We start from the raw sequence: 20,133 nt of genomic DNA on the forward strand, positions 1-20,133 counted from the left end.
TTACTTTGCAGCGGCAACGCCCTCGGTGATATTGTCGGTGAAATAGCCGTCGATGCCGGCGGCGCGGTAGGCTGCGATCTCGGCAGCGATATGGCCCGGTGCGGTCGGATCGGCGCCGTCGCGCAGGTTCTGCGGCAGGAAGTAGTTCTCCCGCCGGAATGTCCAGACATGGACCTTGAGCCCCGCAGCATGCGCGTTGCTGACCAGGGTAGTCGGCTGACCCAGATCGCCGGTCGAATCACGGGGTATCACCATCGCTTTTTCCGCGCCGATTGCGTTGGCATATTGCGCAACATCGGCAAGGCCCTTTGGCGTACTCATCGCAGCATAAGTGACGCCGGGCAGGTCGGGTGGGCCATAGGATCCAGCCATCAACTGTACCAGTGGCAGCCGGGTCATCCCGCGCAACCGCTTGAGATTCTCGACCTCGAAGCTCTGGATGAACACCGCATCGTCGCCATCGTCATAGCCCGCCGCCGCCAGCATCTTCACCAGCGGTTCCTCGATCGGCAAGCCGATCGAGCGGAAATAGCTGGGATGCTTGGTTTCGGGATACAGGCCGATCGTGCGCCCGGTTTCGCTTTGGCGCTTTTGCACCAGCGCGATGACCTCGCTCAGCGTTGGTACCTGATACTGGCCGTCATAGGCCATGTTGGCCTTGCGCAGCAGCGGCAGGCGCTCCTTCGCGCGCAAGGTCTTGAGTTCGGCGAGGGTGAAATCTTCGGTAAACCACCCGGTGAGGCTTTGGCCGTCTATCTGTTTGGTGGTCTTGCGGTCAGCGAATTCGGGATGGCTGGCGACATCGGTGGTTTCTGAAATCTCGTTCTCGTGCCGCGCCACCAGCACGCCGTCCTTGGTGCTCACCAGGTCGGGCTCGATATAATCCGCGCCTTGGTCGATCGCATGAGAATACGCTTCCAGCGTATGCTCGGGCCGCTCTCCACTGGCTCCGCGATGCGCGATGACGAGCGGGCTGGCGGTGCTGGCCAGCAGCACAATTCCGGCGAGAATCATGCGGTGACCTCAACACCCTTCCAGAACGCCATGCGATCCTTGATCTCCTTAGCGGCATCCTTGGGCTCAGGATAATACCACACCGCATCGGCGTTGGTCTTCCCGTCGACTTCGATCGAATAATACGACGCCGTTCCCTTCCAGGGGCAGACGCTTGTCGTGGCACTGGGCGTGAGCAGGTCGGCGCGCACGCTGTCACGCGGGAAATAATGGTTGCGCTCGACGATGACGGTGTCGTTGCTTTCGGCGATTACGGTGCCGTTCCAGATGGCCTTGGGCATGGGGTATCTCTCCTGTCAGTGGTCTGCTTTAGATGGGGACGGCGACAGCGATATGACAGCGGCGAAGACCGATTGATCAACCAAGCGCGTCCGCATAAACCTCAGGCTTGAACCCGACCAGTACGCCGCCGGGATATTCGAGCACCGGGCGCTTGATTAGCGCAGGCTGCTCGACCATCAGCGCGATTGCCTTGTCGCGAGTGATGTCGGCCTTGTCGGCATCGGCCAGTTTGCGGAAGGTCGTGCCCGCCTTGTTGAGCAGCACTTCCCAGCCGACGACATCTGCCCAAGCGTTCAGCCTGTCTGCCGATATGCCCGCCTTCTTGTAATCGTGGAACGCGTGCTCCATCCCCCGAGCATCAAGCCACGTGCGCGCCTTCTTCATCGTGTCGCAGTTGGGGATGCCGTTGATTGTGATCTTTGTCATTGATTTCCTTGTAGATTTTGGATGATGCCCGACAGGCATCATCGAGTATTGCGCAAGCGGCGTAGATGACAGCTTTTCACGCTATCGTCAAAAAGCAGCCTTTCCGTAAGCGACCCCGGAACCGACGTTCCTGTTGTGCTGGAATGGATTGCGTCAGCGACTGCTAATCAAAGACCACTTGCGCGCTTCGTTGGTCGCAAAACGCTTTTTTCGTCTTGCAATCGGGGCCTGCCCCACCACCTATTGCCCAAGGCCATCATGTTGCTGCCGCTAGAGCTGCGGGCATATTACGCGATTGATCAGGCATTTCCCCGCTCAACGAAACCTTCGTTGTCTGCATTGCGCAGATATCGTCCCCGCGCGTCCTGAAAGGACCGACAATGGTCAATTCCATCCTCACTCCCGATAAGCAGGCATTGATTGACGAACACAATGCGCAGCCGGTGATCCATCATGCCCCGGATGGCTTTTCGGACCAGTTCGCGCTTGGTTTTACCAAGCTGCTGCGCTTCACGGCTGACACTTTCTTCGCCAAGCGCTATGGGCACCGTGCCATTGTTCTCGAGACCGTCGCCGCCGTACCCGGCATGGTCGGGGCAATGTTCACCCATCTCACCAGCTTGCGCCGCATGAAAGATGATGAGGGCTGGATCCGCACCCTGATGGAAGAGGCGGAAAATGAGCGCATGCACTTGATGACCTTTATCGAGGTCGCCAAGCCGACGCTGTTCGAGCGGCTGGTCATCCTGATGGCGCAATGGGTCTTCCTTGCGCTGTTCTCGATCCTTTATCTGGTCTCGTCACGCACCGCTCACCGCGTCGTGGGGTATTTCGAGGAAGAAGCGGTGATCAGCTATACGCTCTACCTGCAGGAGATCGACGAAGGCCGCTCGCCCAATGTTCCTGCGCCAGCGATTGCCAAGCATTACTGGAAGATGGCAGATGATGCGACGTTGCGCGATGTCGTAGTGCTGGTCCGAGCGGACGAGGCGCACCACCGTGACGTCAATCACGGCTTTGCCAGCAAGCTAGGCGGCAAGCCGTTCGACACGGGCAAGACCGCGCCCTATCCGGCGCATGCGGATGACGTCCGCTTGAAGGCGTAGCAGGTTGCGGCCGCCGGTCGGTGACGGCGTGGCCAGACAAGGATCAAAGCCGCCATTCGCCTTTCCACCCAATCTCAGAGATCCAGGGATCCGATAGCAGAGATTGAAAGCCGCCATTTCGAGGTCCGTTAGGGGCTTGGCGACCTGGGCCGGATACGTACGGTTGGGGATGGCAAGCCGAATAGGTGCTCAATCGTTATCGAGCCGGTTCGAACCCATCACAAACTTGACCCGCTCGACGCACCCAACAAAGCCTTGCGTGGTCACAGCCTTGCCGCCTCTTACGACGATGGCAGCCTGCGCGCCGAAGTCTTCGGTCGGCTGGCTGGCGGCGACCTGGACGTTCGCGACCTCTCCCCACGGCGCGACATCATAGGTCACGATCGCCCAACCTTCGATGGCGCGTCGGCGATAGGGTTCCGGGAACCGCAGCGTGGGTTGGACGGCCCATTCGTGCTGTGAAGGGCAGGTTGCGCCAGCGGGACGGAACTGGGCTTCATCCGCGACCGGCGGAGCGGGCAGGGTGGCGGGGCTGCGCCAATAGGGGAAGCGGCACCCCTTGCGCCCACCTTTGTAATAACGCGTCTTGGCAACGGCTTCCCGGCTCGCGCCGTCTAGGGCTGCATTGCCGGTGCCGCCCAGTGTCTCGATGTTCGCCGTCTTCCCGCCATCTGCGATATCGAACCCCACCATCGACCATTCTCGCACGCCGGGGGTCGCGGGAATCGCCTTGAAGTTTGGGAATACACGCGCCCGAAGCCCCAGCGCGCGGTCGTCGCGGCAATCGCCTTGCGAATAGATTCGCTCCCACGCTTCTTTCGGCAATGGCCCGGAAATCGTGTTTACCGAATAGGCTGTCAGGTCCGCCACCGACGTGGCGTCGAGGCTTGACTGGCGAGGGGTAAAGGCAATCGTGCAGCTGGTACGCGCCTGACCCGCAGTAAATCGGCTCGCTGCCAGTGCAGGGGCAATGTCGTCCGATCCAATGGCGCGGACGTCCTTGGCAAGCTTGCGGATGCTCATCGTCCGGCCGCTCGAGTCAATATCGAATACATAGGTCACCGAGCCGGTTTGGGCGGTGTTGTTCCAGCCCAGCACAGTCAGTGGCCGCTCCAGAAATTCGGGGACCACGATGGACCGGTCGCAGCGCACCTCACCGGGCAACCAGGCGATGAACGTCCGTCCGGTTGCGACCGGGGGCGTATTCACCGCGATCACCGGCGGGGGAGAAGCCACAGAAGCGAATGACACGAGCAGTGCCCCAACAACGGTTTTGATCATGACCATGAGTATGCCTTGAAACCATTGCATTTATAAGGCGGAAAAAAACCTCACAGTCTCCGTTCGTCTCACCTTCTACTGATGAAGCTTCGGATATCGCGGGACAATTTGGTGAGGTCGGTCTCGTTGACGTACATCATGTGACCGGCGTCATAGCTGGTATATTCGATGCGGTCGGTGGGTATGCCGGTGCGGGTCAGCGAATATTCCGCGCCAAAGAACGGCGTGGCAAAATCATACCAGCCCTGCGCGACGAGCACGCGAAGACCGCTGTTCTCACGCAACGCGCGGCCGATATAGGGCGCGACGTTCTTGTAATAGCGGTTGTCGCCGCCTCTGCCGGGGAGATCCCAGTCCCACTCGCGCACACCGCCAATGGTGACATATTGCCGCTCGGGGTTGAACTTGAGATCCTGCCGTACATACGCGTTGAACGCGGCGGTATAGCTTGCATCGATGCCATAGAAGCTGGGATCGTTGTCCGGCGTTTCGCCTGCGTTATCGAAATCCTTGCCGGTGTAGCGCGCATCAAGGCGTCCAACGACCAGCCCGCGATCGCGCAGCAGTTCCTTGTAGTAACGCCCCGGGGTCACCCGCAGATCGGCGCTTTCGAGGTACTGCTCGCTGAGCCCGGTATAACGGGCGAGCTTGGAGCGGATCGCGGCACGTTCTTCATCGACCAGCGCGGTGCCCTTCATCAAGGCGGGCAGATACTCGTTGGTCGCGAAAAGCTTGGCTTCCGCTGCCAGTTCGGCAGCGCCGCCGCCGGCCGCTGCAGGCGTGGTCTTGCCATGATACAGCGCGGTCACCGCCATGCTGGGGACCATCAGCACATAGGGCATCTCGTTGCCGGGAACCTCGGCCTGTGCGCCGAAATCGAGAATGGTCGAGATCAGCAGAAGGCCGTTGAATGCGACGTCGTTGTACGTGCCTTCCAGTTCATTGACCACGGCGGCAGTGCGGGTGGTGCCATAGCTTTCTCCGCCGAGATATTTTGGCGCGTTCCAGCGGTTGTTCTGCGACAGCCAGATGCGGATGAACTCGGCGATCGATTTGGCGTCCTTAGTGACGCCCCAGAATTCCTTGGGATCGGTGTCGCCCATCGCGGTCGAAAAAGCCGTGCCGACGGGATCGATAAACACGATATCGGTGGTATCGAGCAGGCTGTCGGCGTTGTCGACGATGCGATAGGGGGGCGCGCCATCATCGCGGCCATCATTGGGGATTGCCACGCGCTTGGGGCCGAACGCGCCCATGTGCAGCCACAGCGACCCCGATCCCGGGCCGCCGTTGAACAGGAACGTCACCGGGCGGTTCGCTTCGGGGGTATCCTTGATGTAGCTGACCGAGAAGATGCGGGCGCGCGGCGTACCCTTGTCATCCTTGAGGAAGGTGTCGCTTGCAGTTGCGGTATAGGCAACCCGTTGACCCCCGAACGTACCCGAATGCCGGGTTACCGAAACAATGGGCTCGGCACGCACGGGAGCGGCCTTGTCGCTGTCCGGGGCACCGCCCTTTGCGTTATCCTGCGCCAGCAAGGGAACAGAACTCAGGCACAGCGCCATCGCCGCAGAACCAATCAAGCCGCGCATCATGGAAACCCTCTCGTTTCGAAATTCCGTATACTATCTGCAGCTTGGCACGGGTTACGGTGGCTTGGCAAGCCGCGCACGCAGAGGAACCAACGATCAGGCCGGCTGCAGCGGACGCTGGCCGACCTCGGTGAACCGGCGGGGGCCGAGGTCCAGCCGTAACGGTCCGACACGCGGACCCGGCGGCGAGCTTTCTTCGCCGACGACGAACGACTGGGTGACGGCATAGCGGGTGCCGTCGGGGCCGGTATAGCCGATCCAGATGTGCACGACGGGCACGAACAGCATCCTTCCCTTCATCTCGATCGGTTCGATCTGCTCGAGCGGCAGACGGATCTGCCCTTCGCAGCGCCGAGTGCCATCGGGTGCGATGTCGCCCACGCTCTGGAGCAGTGGCAGGGTACTGTCGCCAAGAAGTGGATCGATTGTCGGTGGCATCCCGCGCCGCGCCTGAACCACCGCGCCGTGCAGCACGATATCGCTCAGCGGAATGTCCGACATGTTGGTGATCGCGAGGTGATACCGGGCAACTGCGTTGACCAAGGTCACGTCGACACCCAGCGTCGTGAAATCGAGCAGCAACCGGGGAGGTTGGGGGAGTTGGCCGGATTGCATTGCAGGTGCTGTAGTAGACTCGGCGGCAGGAGCAGGAGCAGGAGCAGGAGCAGGAGCGGGGGTGGGGGCAGGAGACGGCCGGAAAGCCAATCCGGTTGCCTGAATGGTGCCGAACGGTTGGGCAGAATTTCCCGGTACCGGTGCTGGTGTTGCTGTCGGTGCATCTGGTACGGGTGCGACTGGCGCTGGCGCAATCGGTTCTGCTACAGGTGGCCGGGCGCGCAGCGGCGGTGTCGGGACAGTATCGGTCGGTACAACCGACGCAGGTGCTTGCGATCCTGCAACGGGCGACCGACCCGCAGACCGTTGCCGCAAGGCCATGGCGATCAGGCTGATCAGCGCGACCAGCCCGGCGGCGAGCCACCACCAGATCGACCCGTCGGCTGATCCTTCGTCGGTATCAGTTTCGACTGCAGGCGCGTCTTCTTCGAATGACGGCGTGGCCGGAACGGGCAGTGGTGCTGTTACCGGTGCTTCGGCGACGGGCGGCGCGGTATCGTCGGCGTCATCCTGAGGCGCGGGGCCGGGTTCGGGAGCGGTACGCTGTGTCGGTGCGGGTTCAGGCTGCGGCGGCGCGCGCTCGCGCAAAGGCACGGCCTCGCGCTGCTGCAGTGTGGGTACCGGAACCGGCGCGATAGTGGGCAGCGAGGGTGCCGGCGCGCTCTGGACAGGCGGATCGGTCCGGCGGGGCGGGGTGGACTCGCTATCGACCGGCCCCTGAACATCGCTGGGCGGTTGCTGGGGCGGGGGTGTGCCTGCGGGAAGCGAAAATCCACTGGGCGTCTCATCCTGCGCGCTCGCAACTATCGGCACGAACGACGTACCCGTCAGCGCCAGCGTCAGGATCACCGCGGCCGCCTTGCGATCCCGTTTTTGCAAAGACTGCATGCTCTTGATCGTCCCCATCGTACTCTGGCCCATCGTATCCCGAACATTTCCATCGCTCGTGCGACCTGTCCGACCTTCGGCCACCCCTTTGCAACGCAGGTCGCGCGCTTAATCGGCACTGAATGCATTGCAGGAGATGACATCAGCCGTGTGTCGCATTAGATGAGGCGCATGTCCGATCAACCCCAAACACGCTTTCTGGGCAAAGACAGCCCGATCCCGACCTCGCCCGAAGAGGCGGCACTGGATTATGTCCCCAATCCCCGGCCTAACAAACCCTATCTGGTGCGCTTTGCGGTCCCAGAGTTCACCTCATTGTGCCCAGTCACCGGCCAGCCCGATTTCGCGCATCTGGTGATCGATTACGCGCCCGATAAGGTGATGGTCGAATCCAAATCGCTAAAGCTATTCCTGGGCAGCTTTCGCAACCACCAGGCGTTCCACGAGGACTGCACCGTGGGCATTGGCGAGCGGCTGTTCAGCGAGATGCAGCCGCACTGGCTGCGGATCGGCGGATACTGGTATCCGCGTGGCGGTATCCCGATCGATGTGTTCTGGCAATCGGACGAACCACCTGCGGGGCTTTGGCTGCCACCGCAGGAGGTTCCGGGGTATCGCGGACGGGGCTAGTCCTTGATAGAGGCTGTGCAGGGCGCCCCATCGGGTCCAACCGCGCCCTTGCAGGCACGCAATGGCAAGAGGCCTTCGGTCTGTTCCACGAGCAGCTTCTTCCCATCCGAGGTCCGGGTCAGGTCAAAGCTGTCGTAGAGCTTACCCGATGCGGTGAACGCCCGAAAACCGATGGTCTGCGGCGTGACGTTGAACACCTGATACAGTTCGGTGTCCTCGGCCACCTTGTCCGGCTGGATCATCGCGCGGTCGTTCAGGCCGTACATTTTCTTACCAACAACCGACACGAGATAGACCGGCCCCTGCGCTGCACCTGACGCACGCTTGGCCCGCCCATCGCTGGCGCCCTGTTCGGCAGTCAGCCGACTGTAGCAATGATCATGGCCCTGGAGCACGAGATCGACATTGTGCTTCTCGAATATCGGCTTCCATGCGGCCTTGAGTTCGGCAGTGTCATTGGGCCGGGCGCAGGTGAAGATCGGCTGGTGGAACAGGACGACATTCCAGTCAGCCTTGCTCGCAGCCAACGTGGCATCGAGCCACTGGCTTTGCTGCGCCAGCGTGCCCAGATCGATTGCCGATGTGCCATCCAGAACGATGAAACGCACACCCTGATAATCGGAGAAGTATGTCGTTGATTTGGCTTCCGTTGCGCCGTTGCCGGGCAACGCGAAGCTGGCAGTCCAGTGCGAGCCCAAGCGGCGCAGTTCGCTGCCATCGGGCTTGATGTCGTCGACATATTCATGGTTGCCGGTCGCGGGGAGTTGCGGAACCATGGCAAATGCATAGCCGCCTGCCTGTGTCCACTCGCCCCATTCGTCATCATGCACCAGATCGTCGCGTTGGGCGACGAGATCGCCGGCATGCACCGCGAGCGCGGGAGCGGCTGTGTTCATAAATGCCTGGCGAATGACACGCGAACCGATGGGCAGGATGCCATTCTGCGTGTCGCCGAAATAAAGGAAGGTAAAGGGCTTGGCTTCGGCAGCGGCAGTGCGGAACTGCAGCCATTCGCTCCAGCCTTCTGCTCCCTTGACGCGGTAGAGATAGGCGGTGTCGGGCGTCAGCCCCTCAAATCGCACATGATGGTAGCGCGACGGGCCGTTGTCGGTCGTCAGGTCCAGTGAGGCCCCGGCCACAGGCTTGGCGAAGGCCGCAATGCTCGGCCCATCCACCGCAGGCGCAAGCTCTGCCACTGTGTCGGCCTGGCGAACATCGGTACGCCACGCCACTGCCATCGCGGTGGACGGGTCGGCACCCGGCGTCAGAACGACACGATCCGGAATGCCCTTGGCCGCATAGGGCTTGCCGGGGGAATGTGGAATGGCGGCCGGCTGCTGCGCAAGGGCAGCACTGCTGGTGGCAAGCGAGGTCGCCACCAGCATGAGCGTCAGTGTTTTGGAGATCATTGTCATCAGAAGGCAGCGCTTATCCCGAACTTCAGTGTGAAGCTATATTCTTCATACTGCAGCAGGCGGCGGCGATTGTTGAGGTTCTGGTAAGCGAAGTAAGGCCGGTCGCCGATGTTGATGGCTTCTGCGAACACCCGAACACCCGGCAACACCTCGACGCGACCACTCAGATCGATCTGGAAATGCTCATCGACGATCCGGTCTTCATCGGCAGCACCGCCGATTTCATCGAGATAGCGATCGCGATAGGTCCCGGCAGCGCGCAGGCTGATCGGGCCCTTTTCGTAGCCGAGGACGAGGTTAAATGTGTTCTTCGAAGCCGCAGGCAAAGTGATTTCTCGGCCGTCGAACAGCGTGCTCTTGGCATCGGTGTAGGTGTAGTTGACGTTGACCAGAATGCCGTCGAGCGGCGAGGGCAGGAAATCCAGCACCTGCTGATAGCTGAATTCAAAGCCCTTGATGGTTGCGCTTTCGCCATTCAGCGGGATGCTGGCCTCGTCATAGGCAATCCCGTTGATCACACCACCAAACGGGTCCGTCGCGGGGTTGTTGAAGGTTGCCGAAACGATGAAATCCTCAATGTTCTTGTAGAAGAACCCGCCCGAAATCGCACCGTTGCGCGAGAAATAATATTCCGCTGAAAGGTCGAGGTTCCAGGCCTTATAGGGCTGAAGCGCGGGGTTGCCGAATTCACCCTGGCGCTCGTTGCCATCGTTTTCCTCGACAACAAAGCGCGGCGCCAGATCGGCGAGGTTGGGGCGGACGAGGCTGCGGAAGCCACCGGCGCGCAGTACCACATTGGGGGCGGGCTCATACCGCACGGTCAGGCTGGGCAGCCAGTTGGTGTAGTTGCGTTCGAAACGGTTGGGGGTGACGAACACGGTGTCTTCGTCGAGTTCGACTCCGCCGCGGATGGCACCTTCCTCAACCAGCTCGACCAGGCTGGCACGAATGTCATTCTTGGTGCGCTCAACGCGAACACCGCCGATGATGCGCAGGTCCGCGCTGTCGTAGCGACCCATCAGATAGCCCGCGAGCACGTCTTCGTTGACGATGAAATCTTCAACCGATGACCCGAACGAGCTTTCAAGGCTATTCAGTTCAAACTGGCCAATGTTGTCGCGGAAGAAGCGCGAGAAAAGGCGCTTGTCGACCGCAGGGGAGATATCGGCGAGGCCATAGGTTTGCGGGCCAACAAAGTCGCTCAGCAACAGATCCGGTCCATCGAAGCCGTCATAGAAATCGAGATTGTAATTGAGGAACTTTTCACGCCAGCGGGACTTTGCGCCTGCCTGAACGGTGAACTCTCCTGATGCCAGGCCAAACCGGTGCGCCAGATCAGCGCGCAGCGTGAATTCCTCGTCCTGCGCGTCGAACAGCGATGAAATTTCTGCCCGGTTGAATTCATAAAGCGCCGGATTTGTGAACGCTCCGCGTCCTGTCGGAATCGCATAGCGCGGGATCATATCGTCGGCATAGTTGAAATTGACACTCAGGCCGTCGTCTTCAAACCGCGACCGGAAGCGGACAGGGTCAATCGAACCATCCTCCCGCTCACCGGATTTCGCCCAGCTGCCCGAATAGGTGAACTTCCAAGGCCCTGTTTCGGTTTCCCCGCCCAGCGATATCGTGCGGATTTTCTGGCTCTCGAAACGATCCTTGTTGTCGCGCCGGACTTCGATCCTGCCATCGGCATCATCGAATAGCGCGGTGTTGGCCGTACCACTGGTCGGGGCTTCATCGAACACGAACACCAGGCGGCGGCGGAATTCCTGATCGTCAAACTGGCTGTAAAGGCCGCGAAGGTAGAGCTTGGTCGCATCGCTCAGCCGTGCATCGAAGTTGAGCGTGGCGCTGATGCGTTTGCGTTCGACGTCGTAATCGCGGAAATCGACTTCATCGGCAAAGTCGATTCCGTCGTCCGATGTGCCCCAGCCACCGGTCTCGATATTGTCCGACGCAAATTTGCGCTGATAGTAAGAGATACCACCAGCAACCCCGAAATCGTCGCCAATTTTCTTGGAAAAATCGAGGCTCAGGCGTGGTGTCAGCGTATTGGCAAGATCGTTGTAGCTACCTTCGGCCTTGACCGAGAACAGATCCTTCTTGCGATCGAATGCACTGGTGGTGTTGATCTCGATCGAAGCGCCGATGGTGTCGCCATCCATGTCGGGCGTCAGTGATTTCTTGACCTCGATCGATTCGATGATGTCGCTGGAGATGACATCAAGCGCAACCGAACGGTTGTCACCATCGGGCGAGGGCACGCGAACACCATTGATCGACGTCGAGTTGAGATTGGGGTCGAGACCGCGCACCGCGACGAAGCGCCCTTCGCCCTGATCGTTCAGGATGTTGAGGCCAGGAAGGCGACGCAGCGATTCGGCGACATTCTGGTCGGGAAATTGGCCGATGGCATCGCGCGTCAGGACGCTGCTGACGCCATCTGCAGCACGTTGGCGTGACAGCGCGCTCGCCTGGTTGGCCGCCTGGCCCACCACCAGAATATCGTTGCCATCTGCAACACCCAACCGAACAGGTACCGCTATAACGCCTGTCTCATCGACCGAAATGCTGGTCGTGAACAATGGTGCGCCGACATAACGCGCCTCCAGCGTGTAGGTGCCTGCCGGAATATCGGTGAATCGAAACGTCCCGTCGCGGCTCGTCGTCGCGGTGCGGTTGAGTTCGATGATGCGAACATCAACTGCCTGCAAGGCGCGGGTAGCGTCAATGTCGGTAACGGTTCCGGTCACTTCTCCGGCGATTGCCGGCGACGCGAAACTGGCAGCGCCAAGCGCGAGCGCCAAAGCGAGACTGCGATACGAGACCGATCTGGCCGCGCGGTATGCTGTGATCATGAGACGCCCCCTTGCAAACTGTGTTGGCGTCGCCGCTAAAGCTGGGGCGTGACATCTCAGGGGCCTGTGGATGACGAATAAGTGACATCCAGATAACAGGACTGCGACGTGTCTGCGGAGCAACAGCATCCCCCCATCAGCGCTATGTGTCCGATAAGCGCTGCATGTTTATAAACTGGGTACTTTCGCTCCTCCCAAACCGTAGCTATCTACGAACAATGTCCCAAAACGCCATTCGCCACGATCATCCGATTTCCGTCGACCCTTCCGAGATCGATTTCATGGGGCATGTGAACAATGCCCATTATCTCAAATGGGTGCAGGATGCAGTGGTGGCGCACTGGCAAAACATCGCTCCGCCCCAGGCCGTAGCCGAGCACCTTTGGGTCGCGCTCAAGCACGAGATCACGTATCGCAAGCCCGCGTTTCTCGATGATCAGGTGATCGCAACGGTCATGCTGGAAAAGGTCCATGGTGCGCGTGCTTTTTATGAGACGATCATCCGGCGCGGCGAGGATGTGCTGGCCGAGGTGAAATCGAGCTGGTGCTGTCTCAATGCCGAAACCTTGCGGCCTGCGCGACTGGCCGAGGATATCACGCGGCGGTTCTTCGGCAACTGACCGTTAGCCGATCAGTCCCAGGCTGATCAGGACCATCACGAAAGCGGTCACGACGAAGATCGTGCAGGTCAGCAGGAGCACCAGACGGAATACCGCACCGATGCGCGACGAGCCATAAGCATGACGCAATTGGCGGTACATGTGGAAGGGCGCATAAAAGATCGCTACCGTCGTTATCAATCCCGGCAAGATATTGAACTTGCTTGCCAGCGTGACGACAATGAACAGCAGCGACATGAATGCGATTGAATAGGTCGTGAACACCGCGTGGTCATAAAACCGGTGTCCGCGCTTGCCCAGCGTGGCAAGCCAGACGAACGGGATTGACAGCGGGATCAGCAACCAAGCGAACTTGTACCCGTTCGATTGCAGCTTATAGAGCAGCAGCTCTGGGTTCTTGTTGGCTTTTGCGGCCATCTTGTTGACCAGTTTGTCAAACGACTTCCAGCCGGTGTCGACGTCGCCGGCAAGATCGAACTGACCGGTCCCTTCACCGCTGCTACCCCCGAGAAGCTCAGGGTAGCGCGCCTTGCCTTCAGTTGCGATCGACAGGCCGTTGACCTGCGCCTTGAGGTCCTGCAACTCTGCCGAAAGCGCCGCCGAGCCAGCATCGTCCGCACCGAGTGCCTGCGATGCTTTGGTTTTTTCCTCGATTTGCGCTTCCAGCTTAACCATTTCGGCTTGCATGCCTTCGCGCCAACCGGTGACCTTTATGCCATTGGTTGCCACCATGCCCGGCTGGTCGTCCGTGAAGTTGGGTGTGCCGACGTATGAGAACACGGCGAACATCATGAAGATCGAGAACAGGAACAGCGCCATCGGGCTGATGAACTTGGCGCGCTCACCGTGAACGTAGCGACGGGTCAGCTCGCCCGGCTTCCAGACAAGCAAAGGCAGGGTGTTCCAGAACTTGCCGTCAAAGTGCAGCACCCCGTGCAGAATGTCATGCCAGAACGCCGAGATCGAACGGTGGACATGACCCGACTGGCCGCACTGATGGCAATGCGGTCCGACAAGGCTGGATCCACAATTGAGGCATTTGCTATGCGCATGCACGCTCGCTTCGCCTGCCTGTGGTTCGGCAACGCGCGACCACATGCCACCCTCGGCGATTGCGCCTGCTGCTTCGAATTCGCCGCTCATTCCTGTTGCCGCCCCACCGTGATCAACAGCTTAAGTGTACATTTCGCGCAGAACCGGGCCAAGTGAAATGTCGCCGCTCGCCGTACACCGGGATTAGCCATTGCCTTTGAACTTCGCCTGCGGCTAATCGGCCGGCATGGCCCATTTCGATCCCAAGACCTATCGCAGCGCGCTGGGGCAGTTTGCCACCGGCGTCACCATCGTCACCACGCGCGATGCATCGGGCAACGCTGTGGGGGTGACGGCCAACAGTTTTAATTCGGTCTCGCTCGATCCGCCCTTGGTGTTGTGGTCGCTGGCGCGCACGGCGCGGTCGATGGCGGCGTTCGAGCAGTCGGGCGGCTTTGCGGTGCATGTCCTTGCCAGCGATCAGGATGATCTGGCCAACCGGTTCGCCTCGCGAACTGACGACAAGTTTGCCGGGCTCGACGTGGGCGGCGAAGGTCTGCCCCGGATCGATGGCTGCTCGGCGCGGTTGGTTTGCACGACGCGGCATATGTACGATGGTGGCGATCATGTGATCATGGTCGGCGAGGTGATGGATTACGAAAGCGAGGGCAAGGCGCCGTTGCTTTTCCATGGTGGAGGCTATGCCGACCGCATCGCCCGCGAAGCTGGTGCCGGCACTCCTCCGGTGCTGTACGCTGTCGAAGACCGCATCGCGACGATCACGCTGAACCGGCCCGAGACGCGCAATGCGCTGGCCGAAGAGGTGATCGGTGCGTTGGTCTCTGCGCTGGAGGCGGCCGATGCCAACCTGGACATCGATTGCGTGATCCTGACAGGCGAAGGTCCCGGTTTCTGCTCGGGTGGCAACATCAAGCAGATCAAGGCGCTGACCGCCGAGCAGCGCATGACACCGATCGAACTGGAAAACTGGTACAAGACCCAGATCCAGCGTATCCCGCTGACCATGGACCGGATGTCGGTTCCGGTGATTGCTGCCGTGCGTGGACATGCGATCGGCGCGGGTTGTGATCTGGCGTGCATGGCCGATATCCGGATCGCTGCTGAAGATGCGGTGTTTGCCGAGAGTTTTCTGCGGGTCGGCATCATTCCTGGTGACGGCGGTGCGTGGTTGCTGCCGCAGATCGTTGGCCTCGCCAAGGCCAGCCAGATGATGTTGACCGGCGAGTTCATCGACGCGCACAAGGCCGAACGCTATGGCCTGGTATCTGAAGTCGTCCCGGCCGAAGCCTTGATGGATCGTGCCCGCGCACTAGCACACATGGTGGCGCAGTTTCCGCCCTCGGCAATCCGCAAGACCAAGCGGCTGATCAAGGATGCCCGTGACGTGTCGCTGGCCGAACATCTCGATCAGGCCGCAATCTGGCAGGGCGTGCTCCAGCAGATGGACGACCACCGCGAGGCGATCGATGCGATATTGGAAAAGCGTAAGCCCCAATTCGAGGGTAAATAAAAACGCTGGCAACTGCGCCTGACGTCATGGCGTTGCTTTCGGTGTTCGCAAGTTCCGTCGCCGTTTGTTAACCATTTCGAATCAGTAGAAGATCAGCCAGCCTGACAACGTTGGGTGTTGTCGTCGTGACACGGTATCGTGGGGTATCGCGCCGTGGCGCGCACCCCAGAATTCCGGCTTTTCAAAAAAGATGACCCCGGCTTTTGGCCGGGGTCAAATGCTTGAATAGCCGAATTTTTCGGCTCAGTTCCAGCCGCCGCCCAGGACCCAGTCCCAGAACCCACGAACAGGCTTTTTGGTACGCTTTGCCATTTTTAGCACTCCTTATCTGGACGTGAAATTCCCTCCACGCCCAGGCCGGAAAACTAACAGAATGTAAAATGGTCAACAAGATGTTAACTTAGGTTCGTAAGCTTTTCAAAACTGCTTTGCAGTTCGTGAACCATCGCTCCCCGGCAGCAAGGCACATTGGCCGACCATGGTCGATGATTCGACGGCCGACGAAAGCCTGCGTCCATGCGTCAAAAGCCGCGCTATCGATTACAGGAATTCGCCGACGGCAAACGAAGATGGTTCTCGATATCCAGCTAGGAGCGATAGGACGGCCCACGTCTGCATCGACTTCGACAGCGACGACCTATTCACCGTGCGCCCCGCAATAGGGCGCCGGCTCCAACGGGACCCGAAAAGTTCTTGCTGCTGTAACCGCTTCGGGCGCGAATGATTCGCTGACTTTTTAGTCTGCAAAGGTCTTTGGCGCAGGCGACGCGATGGTGAGCTGGCCAACGCCGACCTGCTGCACTTCCATCAGCCGCTCGGCGACGCCATTGCGCCCAAAACGGAAGGCACCGTCGAGACCGATAAATCCTCCCGAATCGCGCAGCTTGTCCATCGGGAAGACGGTACCGGGCCGCCAGTCACGGGCGATGCGGGAGGTCAGCAGGACACTGTCATAACCCAAGGTTGAAAGCCGGAACGGGTCACTGCCAAACTGTGCCCGGTACTTGGTCGCGTATTGGCGGTAGAGGCCGTCAGAGACGCTGGCGAACCAGGCTCCGCGCATGGCGGGCGATGTGGTCAACGTGCGTTCGGTATTCCACAACTCGGTGCCCAGGATCCGGGCATCGGTGCCGCCATTGGCGCGGATGAGCGGGACAATACGGATCGCCGCAGCGCCGCTGTCGGCGATCAGGATCGCTTCATAGGCGCTGTCCTGCTCCATCTTCTTCAACGCGGTGGTGACAGCCGCATTGCCTGCAGCATAGCTTTGCATCGCAACGACGGTGCCGCCTGCTGCATTGACGGAAGCCAGCATGGCAGAGGAAGCGCGTTGGCCATAGGTTCCTGCCGGGACCAGCGCGGCAAAGCGGGTGATGCCCTGCGCGCGGGCATGACGGACGACGCGGTCGATCGACTGTGCGGGAACATAGCCCATCACAAAGACATTGTTGCCGGCAATGCCGACATCGTTGGAATAGCTGATGATCGGAACCTTAGCGGCGTTGGCAGCAGATGCGATCGCAACGACGTCATCGCCAAAGAGTGGGCCGAGAATCAGGCGGTTGCCATCGGCGATGGCACGCCGTGCTGCGGCAAGCGCGCCGCGTGCGGTGTCGTAACTGGTGATGCGGATGTTGCTGGCTTTGGTGTCCATCAGCGCGAGCGTCGTCGCATTGGCGAGCGACTGGCCAACCCCTGCGTCCTTGCCCGAGAGTGGCAGCAACAGCGCGATGCGATGCCGGGTTTCGTCGCTGGGAAGCACGCCGCCGATCGGGCCGTCATCGGGCCGGGTGGTCGGCGCGTCGGGTTGTTGGCTGGGCGAGGAGGGGGGCATGGTCTTTGGCACCATGGTCTGGCAGGCAGCCAGGAACATGGTGCCGAGCATCAGCACAAGTATGGCCTGCCATTTACGATAGAGGTGTTTCACAGCTTGTCGCTCCCGCCCGGCCGGTCCATGAACATCCGCGTGAATCATGATCCCGAACCCGGCCTGTATATCGTCGCGACACCAATCGGCAACCTTGGTGATCTGTCCGAACGCGCCCGACGGGTGCTGGAACAGGCTGATCTGATCGCCTGCGAAGATAGTCGCGTGACTGGCGGGCTGTTGCACCATCTGGGGTTCAAGCGGCCGCTGGTGCGCTATGACGACCATGCCCGGCCTGCTGATCGCCAACGCCTGATTGCCGCGGCGTTGATGGGGCCAGTGGCGCTGGTCAGCGATGCCGGTACGCCGCTGATCTCCGATCCTGGCTACAAGCTCGTTCGCGAAGCGCGTGACGCTGGCGTGACGATCCACTCGTTGCCGGGGCCATCGGCGGTGATCGTCGCGCTGACACTGGCGGGTTTGCCGACTGACAGATTTTACTTTCACGGCTTCCTGCCCAATAAGGCCGGTGCGCGCGACAAGGACATCGCCAGCCTGGCCGGCATCCCTGCCACGCTGGTGTTCTATGAAAGCGCAAAGCGCATCGCCGCATGCATTGCCGCGCTGCATGCCGGGCTTGGCGATCGCGAAGCGGCGGTGGTGCGTGAGATCAGCAAGAAGTTCGAGGAAACCCGCACCGGGACGCTGTCACAGCTCGCAGCCTTTTATGCCGATGTTACCCCCAAGGGTGAAATCGTGCTGGTGGTCGGCCCCCCGCTCGAAGACACCGGCGAACCGGATGAGGGCGTGGTTGAAGCCGCACTCGCCGAAGCGTTGGCGGCAATGCCTCCCGGCAAGGCCGCAAGCGAGGTGGCCAAACGCTTCGGGCTCGACCGCAAGGCGCTGTACGCGCGCATCATGGCCGAACGGGAAACACATGGCTGAAGCCCGCCGCAAACAGGCAGAGGCCGCCGGACGCCGCGCCGAAACGCTGGCGGCATGGTGGCTGCGACTGAAGGGCTGGCGGATATTGGCGATGCGGGTGCGAACGCCTCTGGGAGAAGTCGATCTGGTCGCAAGGCGCGGACGAATGGTCGCGTTTGTCGAGGTGAAACACCGTGCGACCGTGCAGGAACTGGATTTTGCCATCGATCACCACCGCCTGCGCCGGGTCGCCGCAGCTGCGGATGCGCTGATGCCACGCTACGTCCGGGCGGGGGATGATTCACGGATCGACGTGATCCTGCTTGCACCGCGCCGCCTGCCGCGCCATCTGACCCACGTCTGGCAGGGCGACTGATCGCTCTGCGCCTTGAATCGTTCAGCAAAATAAAGGTTATCCCATGAAGATCGCGGTACAGATGGACCCGATGCCCGGCATCAACATCAAGGGCGACAGCAGCTTTGCGCTGATGCTTGCGGCACAGGACCGCGGCTACACGCTGTATCATTACGATGTCGAAACGCTGACCTATGAAGCGGGCGAGGTGACCTGCCATGCCCACCCGGTAGCCGTCCGCAATGTGCCCGGCGACCACTTTACCTTCGGGGATCCGGTGCGGCTTGATCTGGGAGAGGATGTCGATGTCGTCCTGATGCGGCAGGACCCGCCGTTCGATGTCGGCTATATCACCGCAACGCATATCCTCGAGCGGCTCAAGGGTCGGACGCTTGTGGTCAACGACCCTGCATCGGTGCGCAATGCGCCCGAGAAGGTCTATGTGCTCGATTTCGAACAGTTCATGCCGCCGACATTGGTCACCCGTTCGCTCGCAGAGGTAAAGCGTTTCCAGGCACGGCACGGCGCGATCGTCGTCAAACCGCTCCACGGCAATGGCGGCAAGGCGGTGTTTCTGGTGAGTGAAGACGGGGCAAACCTGTCTGCGCTGGTCGAACTGTTCGGCCAGATCTGGCGCGAGCCGTTCATGGTCCAGCCGTTCCTTCCCGAGGTGGCGCAAGGCGACAAGCGCATCGTGCTGGTCGATGGCAAGGTTGCCGGCGCGATCAACCGCAAGCCGGGCGAGGGCGAGTTCCGTTCCAACCTCGCAGTCGGAGGCTATGCCGAATCGGCGACGCTGACTGCGCGCGAGCAGGAGATCTGCGACGCGATGGGGCCCGAGCTCAAGGAACGCGGGCTGCTGTTCGTGGGTATTGATGTGATCGGCGGCAAATGGTTGACCGAAATCAACGTCACGTCGCCCACCGGCATTGTCGCAATCGGCGCATTCAACAACAGCGACGTCGCAGGCATGATCTGGGATGCAATTGAGGTCCGACTGAAAACGTAAGCATGAACGATCTCGTCATCAATCTGGTTGCTCAAGGTGGATATTGGGGCGTCGTACTGCTGATGGCGCTGGAGAACATCTTCCCGCCAATCCCATCGGAACTGATCATGGGACTGGCGGGGATCGAGGCGGGCAAAGGCCATTACAACCTTTGGGCAATGATTTTTGCCGGTACCGTAGGTTCGGTCGCGGGGAATTATTTCTGGTATGCGATCGGTCGCTCATTCGGTCCCAAAAGGCTCGAGCATTTCGTCGCTCGCTGGGGGCGGTGGCTAACACTCGACCGGCGCGAGATCGACCGGTTCAACGGCCTGTTTCACCGTCACGGGGCGTCCACGATCTTCTTCGCACGGATGATCCCCACGGTCCGCACCCTGATCTCGCTTCCTGCGGGGATCTTCGAGATGAGCCGCACGAAGTTTCTGCTATGGACCTTTGCCGGGGCGGGGCTGTGGAATGTGCTGTTTGCAGGGATCGGGTTTCAGCTGGGTTCGCGGTTTGACGAGATCGACCAATACACCGGGCCTATTTCGACCGGAGTCATCGGGGTGATCATTGTGGTCTATTTAGTGCGGGTTATTTTCTGGCGGCCTGCAAAGAGCGACTAAGGGCCGACGTAGCACGCAACGTCCCTCGACTTCGCTCGGGAACTCGGAGAGGGATGTGATGAGGATCGAATCGCCCACAC

At 60.6% G+C, this 20,133-nt stretch carries 19 protein-coding genes; 9 read left to right on the forward strand and 10 right to left on the reverse strand.

Annotated features, from left to right (window positions below; all coding sequences use genetic code 11):
- From IEW00_RS12145 to IEW00_RS12155, 3 genes are all read right to left on the reverse strand, one after another.
- On the reverse strand, positions 1-1,014 hold the full coding sequence (locus IEW00_RS12145) for a glycerophosphodiester phosphodiesterase (protein WP_188514686.1): 1,014 nt from the start codon (positions 1,012-1,014) through the stop codon (positions 1-3).
- Positions 1,011-1,295, reverse strand: coding sequence for a DUF427 domain-containing protein (locus IEW00_RS12150; RefSeq protein WP_188514687.1), 285 nt, complete (start codon positions 1,293-1,295; stop codon positions 1,011-1,013). Before IEW00_RS12150 ends, IEW00_RS12145 begins: the two co-directional genes overlap by 4 nt.
- 76 nt (positions 1,296-1,371) lie before the next feature.
- A complete protein-coding gene (locus IEW00_RS12155; RefSeq protein WP_188514688.1) occupies positions 1,372-1,722 on the reverse strand; it encodes an ArsC family reductase in 351 nt (116 codons plus the stop codon).
- Positions 1,723-2,102: 380 nt separating this feature from the next.
- Here IEW00_RS12155 and IEW00_RS12160 point away from each other — a divergent pair, with 380 nt between their 5' ends.
- On the forward strand, positions 2,103-2,828 hold the full coding sequence (locus tag IEW00_RS12160) for an alternative oxidase (RefSeq protein WP_188514689.1): 726 nt from the start codon (positions 2,103-2,105) through the stop codon (positions 2,826-2,828).
- A gap of 189 nt (positions 2,829-3,017) precedes the next feature.
- Here the strand turns inward: IEW00_RS12160 and IEW00_RS12165 are convergent, their stop codons facing one another.
- The 3 genes from IEW00_RS12165 to IEW00_RS12175 form a co-directional block, all read right to left on the reverse strand.
- Positions 3,018-4,109, reverse strand: a complete 1,092-nt coding sequence (locus IEW00_RS12165; RefSeq protein WP_188514690.1) for an energy transducer TonB — start codon at positions 4,107-4,109, stop codon at positions 3,018-3,020.
- A gap of 68 nt (positions 4,110-4,177) precedes the next feature.
- Positions 4,178-5,701, reverse strand: a complete 1,524-nt coding sequence (locus tag IEW00_RS12170) for a S10 family peptidase (RefSeq protein ID WP_188514691.1) — start codon at positions 5,699-5,701, stop codon at positions 4,178-4,180.
- Positions 5,702-5,797: 96 nt separating this feature from the next.
- Positions 5,798-7,237 (reverse strand): hypothetical protein, encoded by a 1,440-nt coding sequence (locus tag IEW00_RS12175; protein WP_229737041.1) that lies wholly within the window; start codon positions 7,235-7,237, stop codon positions 5,798-5,800.
- 138 nt (positions 7,238-7,375) lie between these two features.
- Between IEW00_RS12175 and queF the strand changes: the two genes are divergently transcribed.
- Complete coding sequence (queF, locus tag IEW00_RS12180) at positions 7,376-7,834, forward strand: preQ(1) synthase (protein ID WP_188514693.1); 459 nt, start codon at positions 7,376-7,378, stop codon at positions 7,832-7,834.
- Here the strand turns inward: queF and IEW00_RS12185 are convergent.
- Both IEW00_RS12185 and IEW00_RS12190 read right to left on the reverse strand, forming a co-directional pair.
- The gene (locus tag IEW00_RS12185) at positions 7,831-9,243 is read right to left on the reverse strand and encodes a purple acid phosphatase family protein (protein ID WP_188514922.1); all 1,413 of its coding nucleotides are present in this window, start codon (positions 9,241-9,243) and stop codon (positions 7,831-7,833) included. The two genes, queF and IEW00_RS12185, sit on opposite strands and share 4 nt — an antisense overlap.
- A 5-nt stretch (positions 9,244-9,248) precedes the next feature.
- Positions 9,249-12,107, reverse strand: a complete 2,859-nt coding sequence (locus tag IEW00_RS12190) for a TonB-dependent receptor (RefSeq protein WP_188514694.1) — start codon at positions 12,105-12,107, stop codon at positions 9,249-9,251.
- 218 nt (positions 12,108-12,325) lie between these two features.
- Between IEW00_RS12190 and IEW00_RS12195 the strand changes: the two genes are divergently transcribed.
- Positions 12,326-12,727, forward strand: coding sequence for an acyl-CoA thioesterase (locus IEW00_RS12195; RefSeq protein WP_188514695.1), 402 nt, complete (start codon positions 12,326-12,328; stop codon positions 12,725-12,727).
- Positions 12,728-12,730: 3 nt separating this feature from the next.
- On the opposite strand, the gene IEW00_RS12200 is transcribed toward IEW00_RS12195, so the two are convergent.
- Positions 12,731-13,657, reverse strand: a complete 927-nt coding sequence (locus IEW00_RS12200) for a DUF3667 domain-containing protein (RefSeq protein ID WP_229737007.1) — start codon at positions 13,655-13,657, stop codon at positions 12,731-12,733.
- 45 nt (positions 13,658-13,702) lie between these two features.
- Between IEW00_RS12200 and IEW00_RS17515 the strand changes: the two genes are divergently transcribed.
- Together IEW00_RS17515 and IEW00_RS12205 are read left to right on the forward strand one after the other, a co-directional pair.
- Positions 13,703-13,936, forward strand: coding sequence for a hypothetical protein (locus tag IEW00_RS17515; RefSeq protein ID WP_229737008.1), 234 nt, complete (start codon positions 13,703-13,705; stop codon positions 13,934-13,936).
- Between the two features lie 70 nt (positions 13,937-14,006).
- Complete coding sequence (locus tag IEW00_RS12205; protein WP_229737009.1) at positions 14,007-15,290, forward strand: enoyl-CoA hydratase-related protein; 1,284 nt, start codon at positions 14,007-14,009, stop codon at positions 15,288-15,290.
- 736 nt (positions 15,291-16,026) lie between these two features.
- Here the strand turns inward: IEW00_RS12205 and IEW00_RS12210 are convergent.
- The gene (locus IEW00_RS12210; protein WP_229737010.1) at positions 16,027-17,217 is read right to left on the reverse strand and encodes a penicillin-binding protein activator; all 1,191 of its coding nucleotides are present in this window, start codon (positions 17,215-17,217) and stop codon (positions 16,027-16,029) included.
- Positions 17,218-17,244: 27 nt separating this feature from the next.
- Here IEW00_RS12210 and rsmI point away from each other — a divergent pair, with 27 nt between their 5' ends.
- Genes rsmI through IEW00_RS12230 form a run of 4 tightly spaced genes read left to right on the forward strand, consistent with a single transcriptional unit; the run spans position 17,245 to position 20,053 of the window.
- Positions 17,245-18,102, forward strand: coding sequence for a 16S rRNA (cytidine(1402)-2'-O)-methyltransferase (gene rsmI / locus IEW00_RS12215; protein ID WP_188514697.1), 858 nt, complete (start codon positions 17,245-17,247; stop codon positions 18,100-18,102).
- Entirely contained in the window at positions 18,095-18,457 is a 363-nt protein-coding gene (locus IEW00_RS12220; protein WP_188514698.1) for a YraN family protein, read from the forward strand. Before rsmI ends, IEW00_RS12220 begins: the two co-directional genes overlap by 8 nt.
- 43 nt (positions 18,458-18,500) lie before the next feature.
- Positions 18,501-19,445 carry a glutathione synthase gene (gene gshB, locus IEW00_RS12225; protein WP_188514699.1) on the forward strand — a complete coding sequence of 315 codons (945 nt, stop codon included), beginning with the start codon at positions 18,501-18,503 and terminating at the stop codon, positions 19,443-19,445.
- Between the two features lie 2 nt (positions 19,446-19,447).
- Positions 19,448-20,053 carry a DedA family protein gene (locus IEW00_RS12230; protein ID WP_188514700.1) on the forward strand — a complete coding sequence of 202 codons (606 nt, stop codon included), beginning with the start codon at positions 19,448-19,450 and terminating at the stop codon, positions 20,051-20,053.
- Positions 20,054-20,133: the final 80 nt, after the last annotated feature.

The organism is Blastomonas aquatica, assembly GCF_014639875.1.
Classification (GTDB): Bacteria; Pseudomonadota; Alphaproteobacteria; order Sphingomonadales; family Sphingomonadaceae; genus Blastomonas; species Blastomonas aquatica.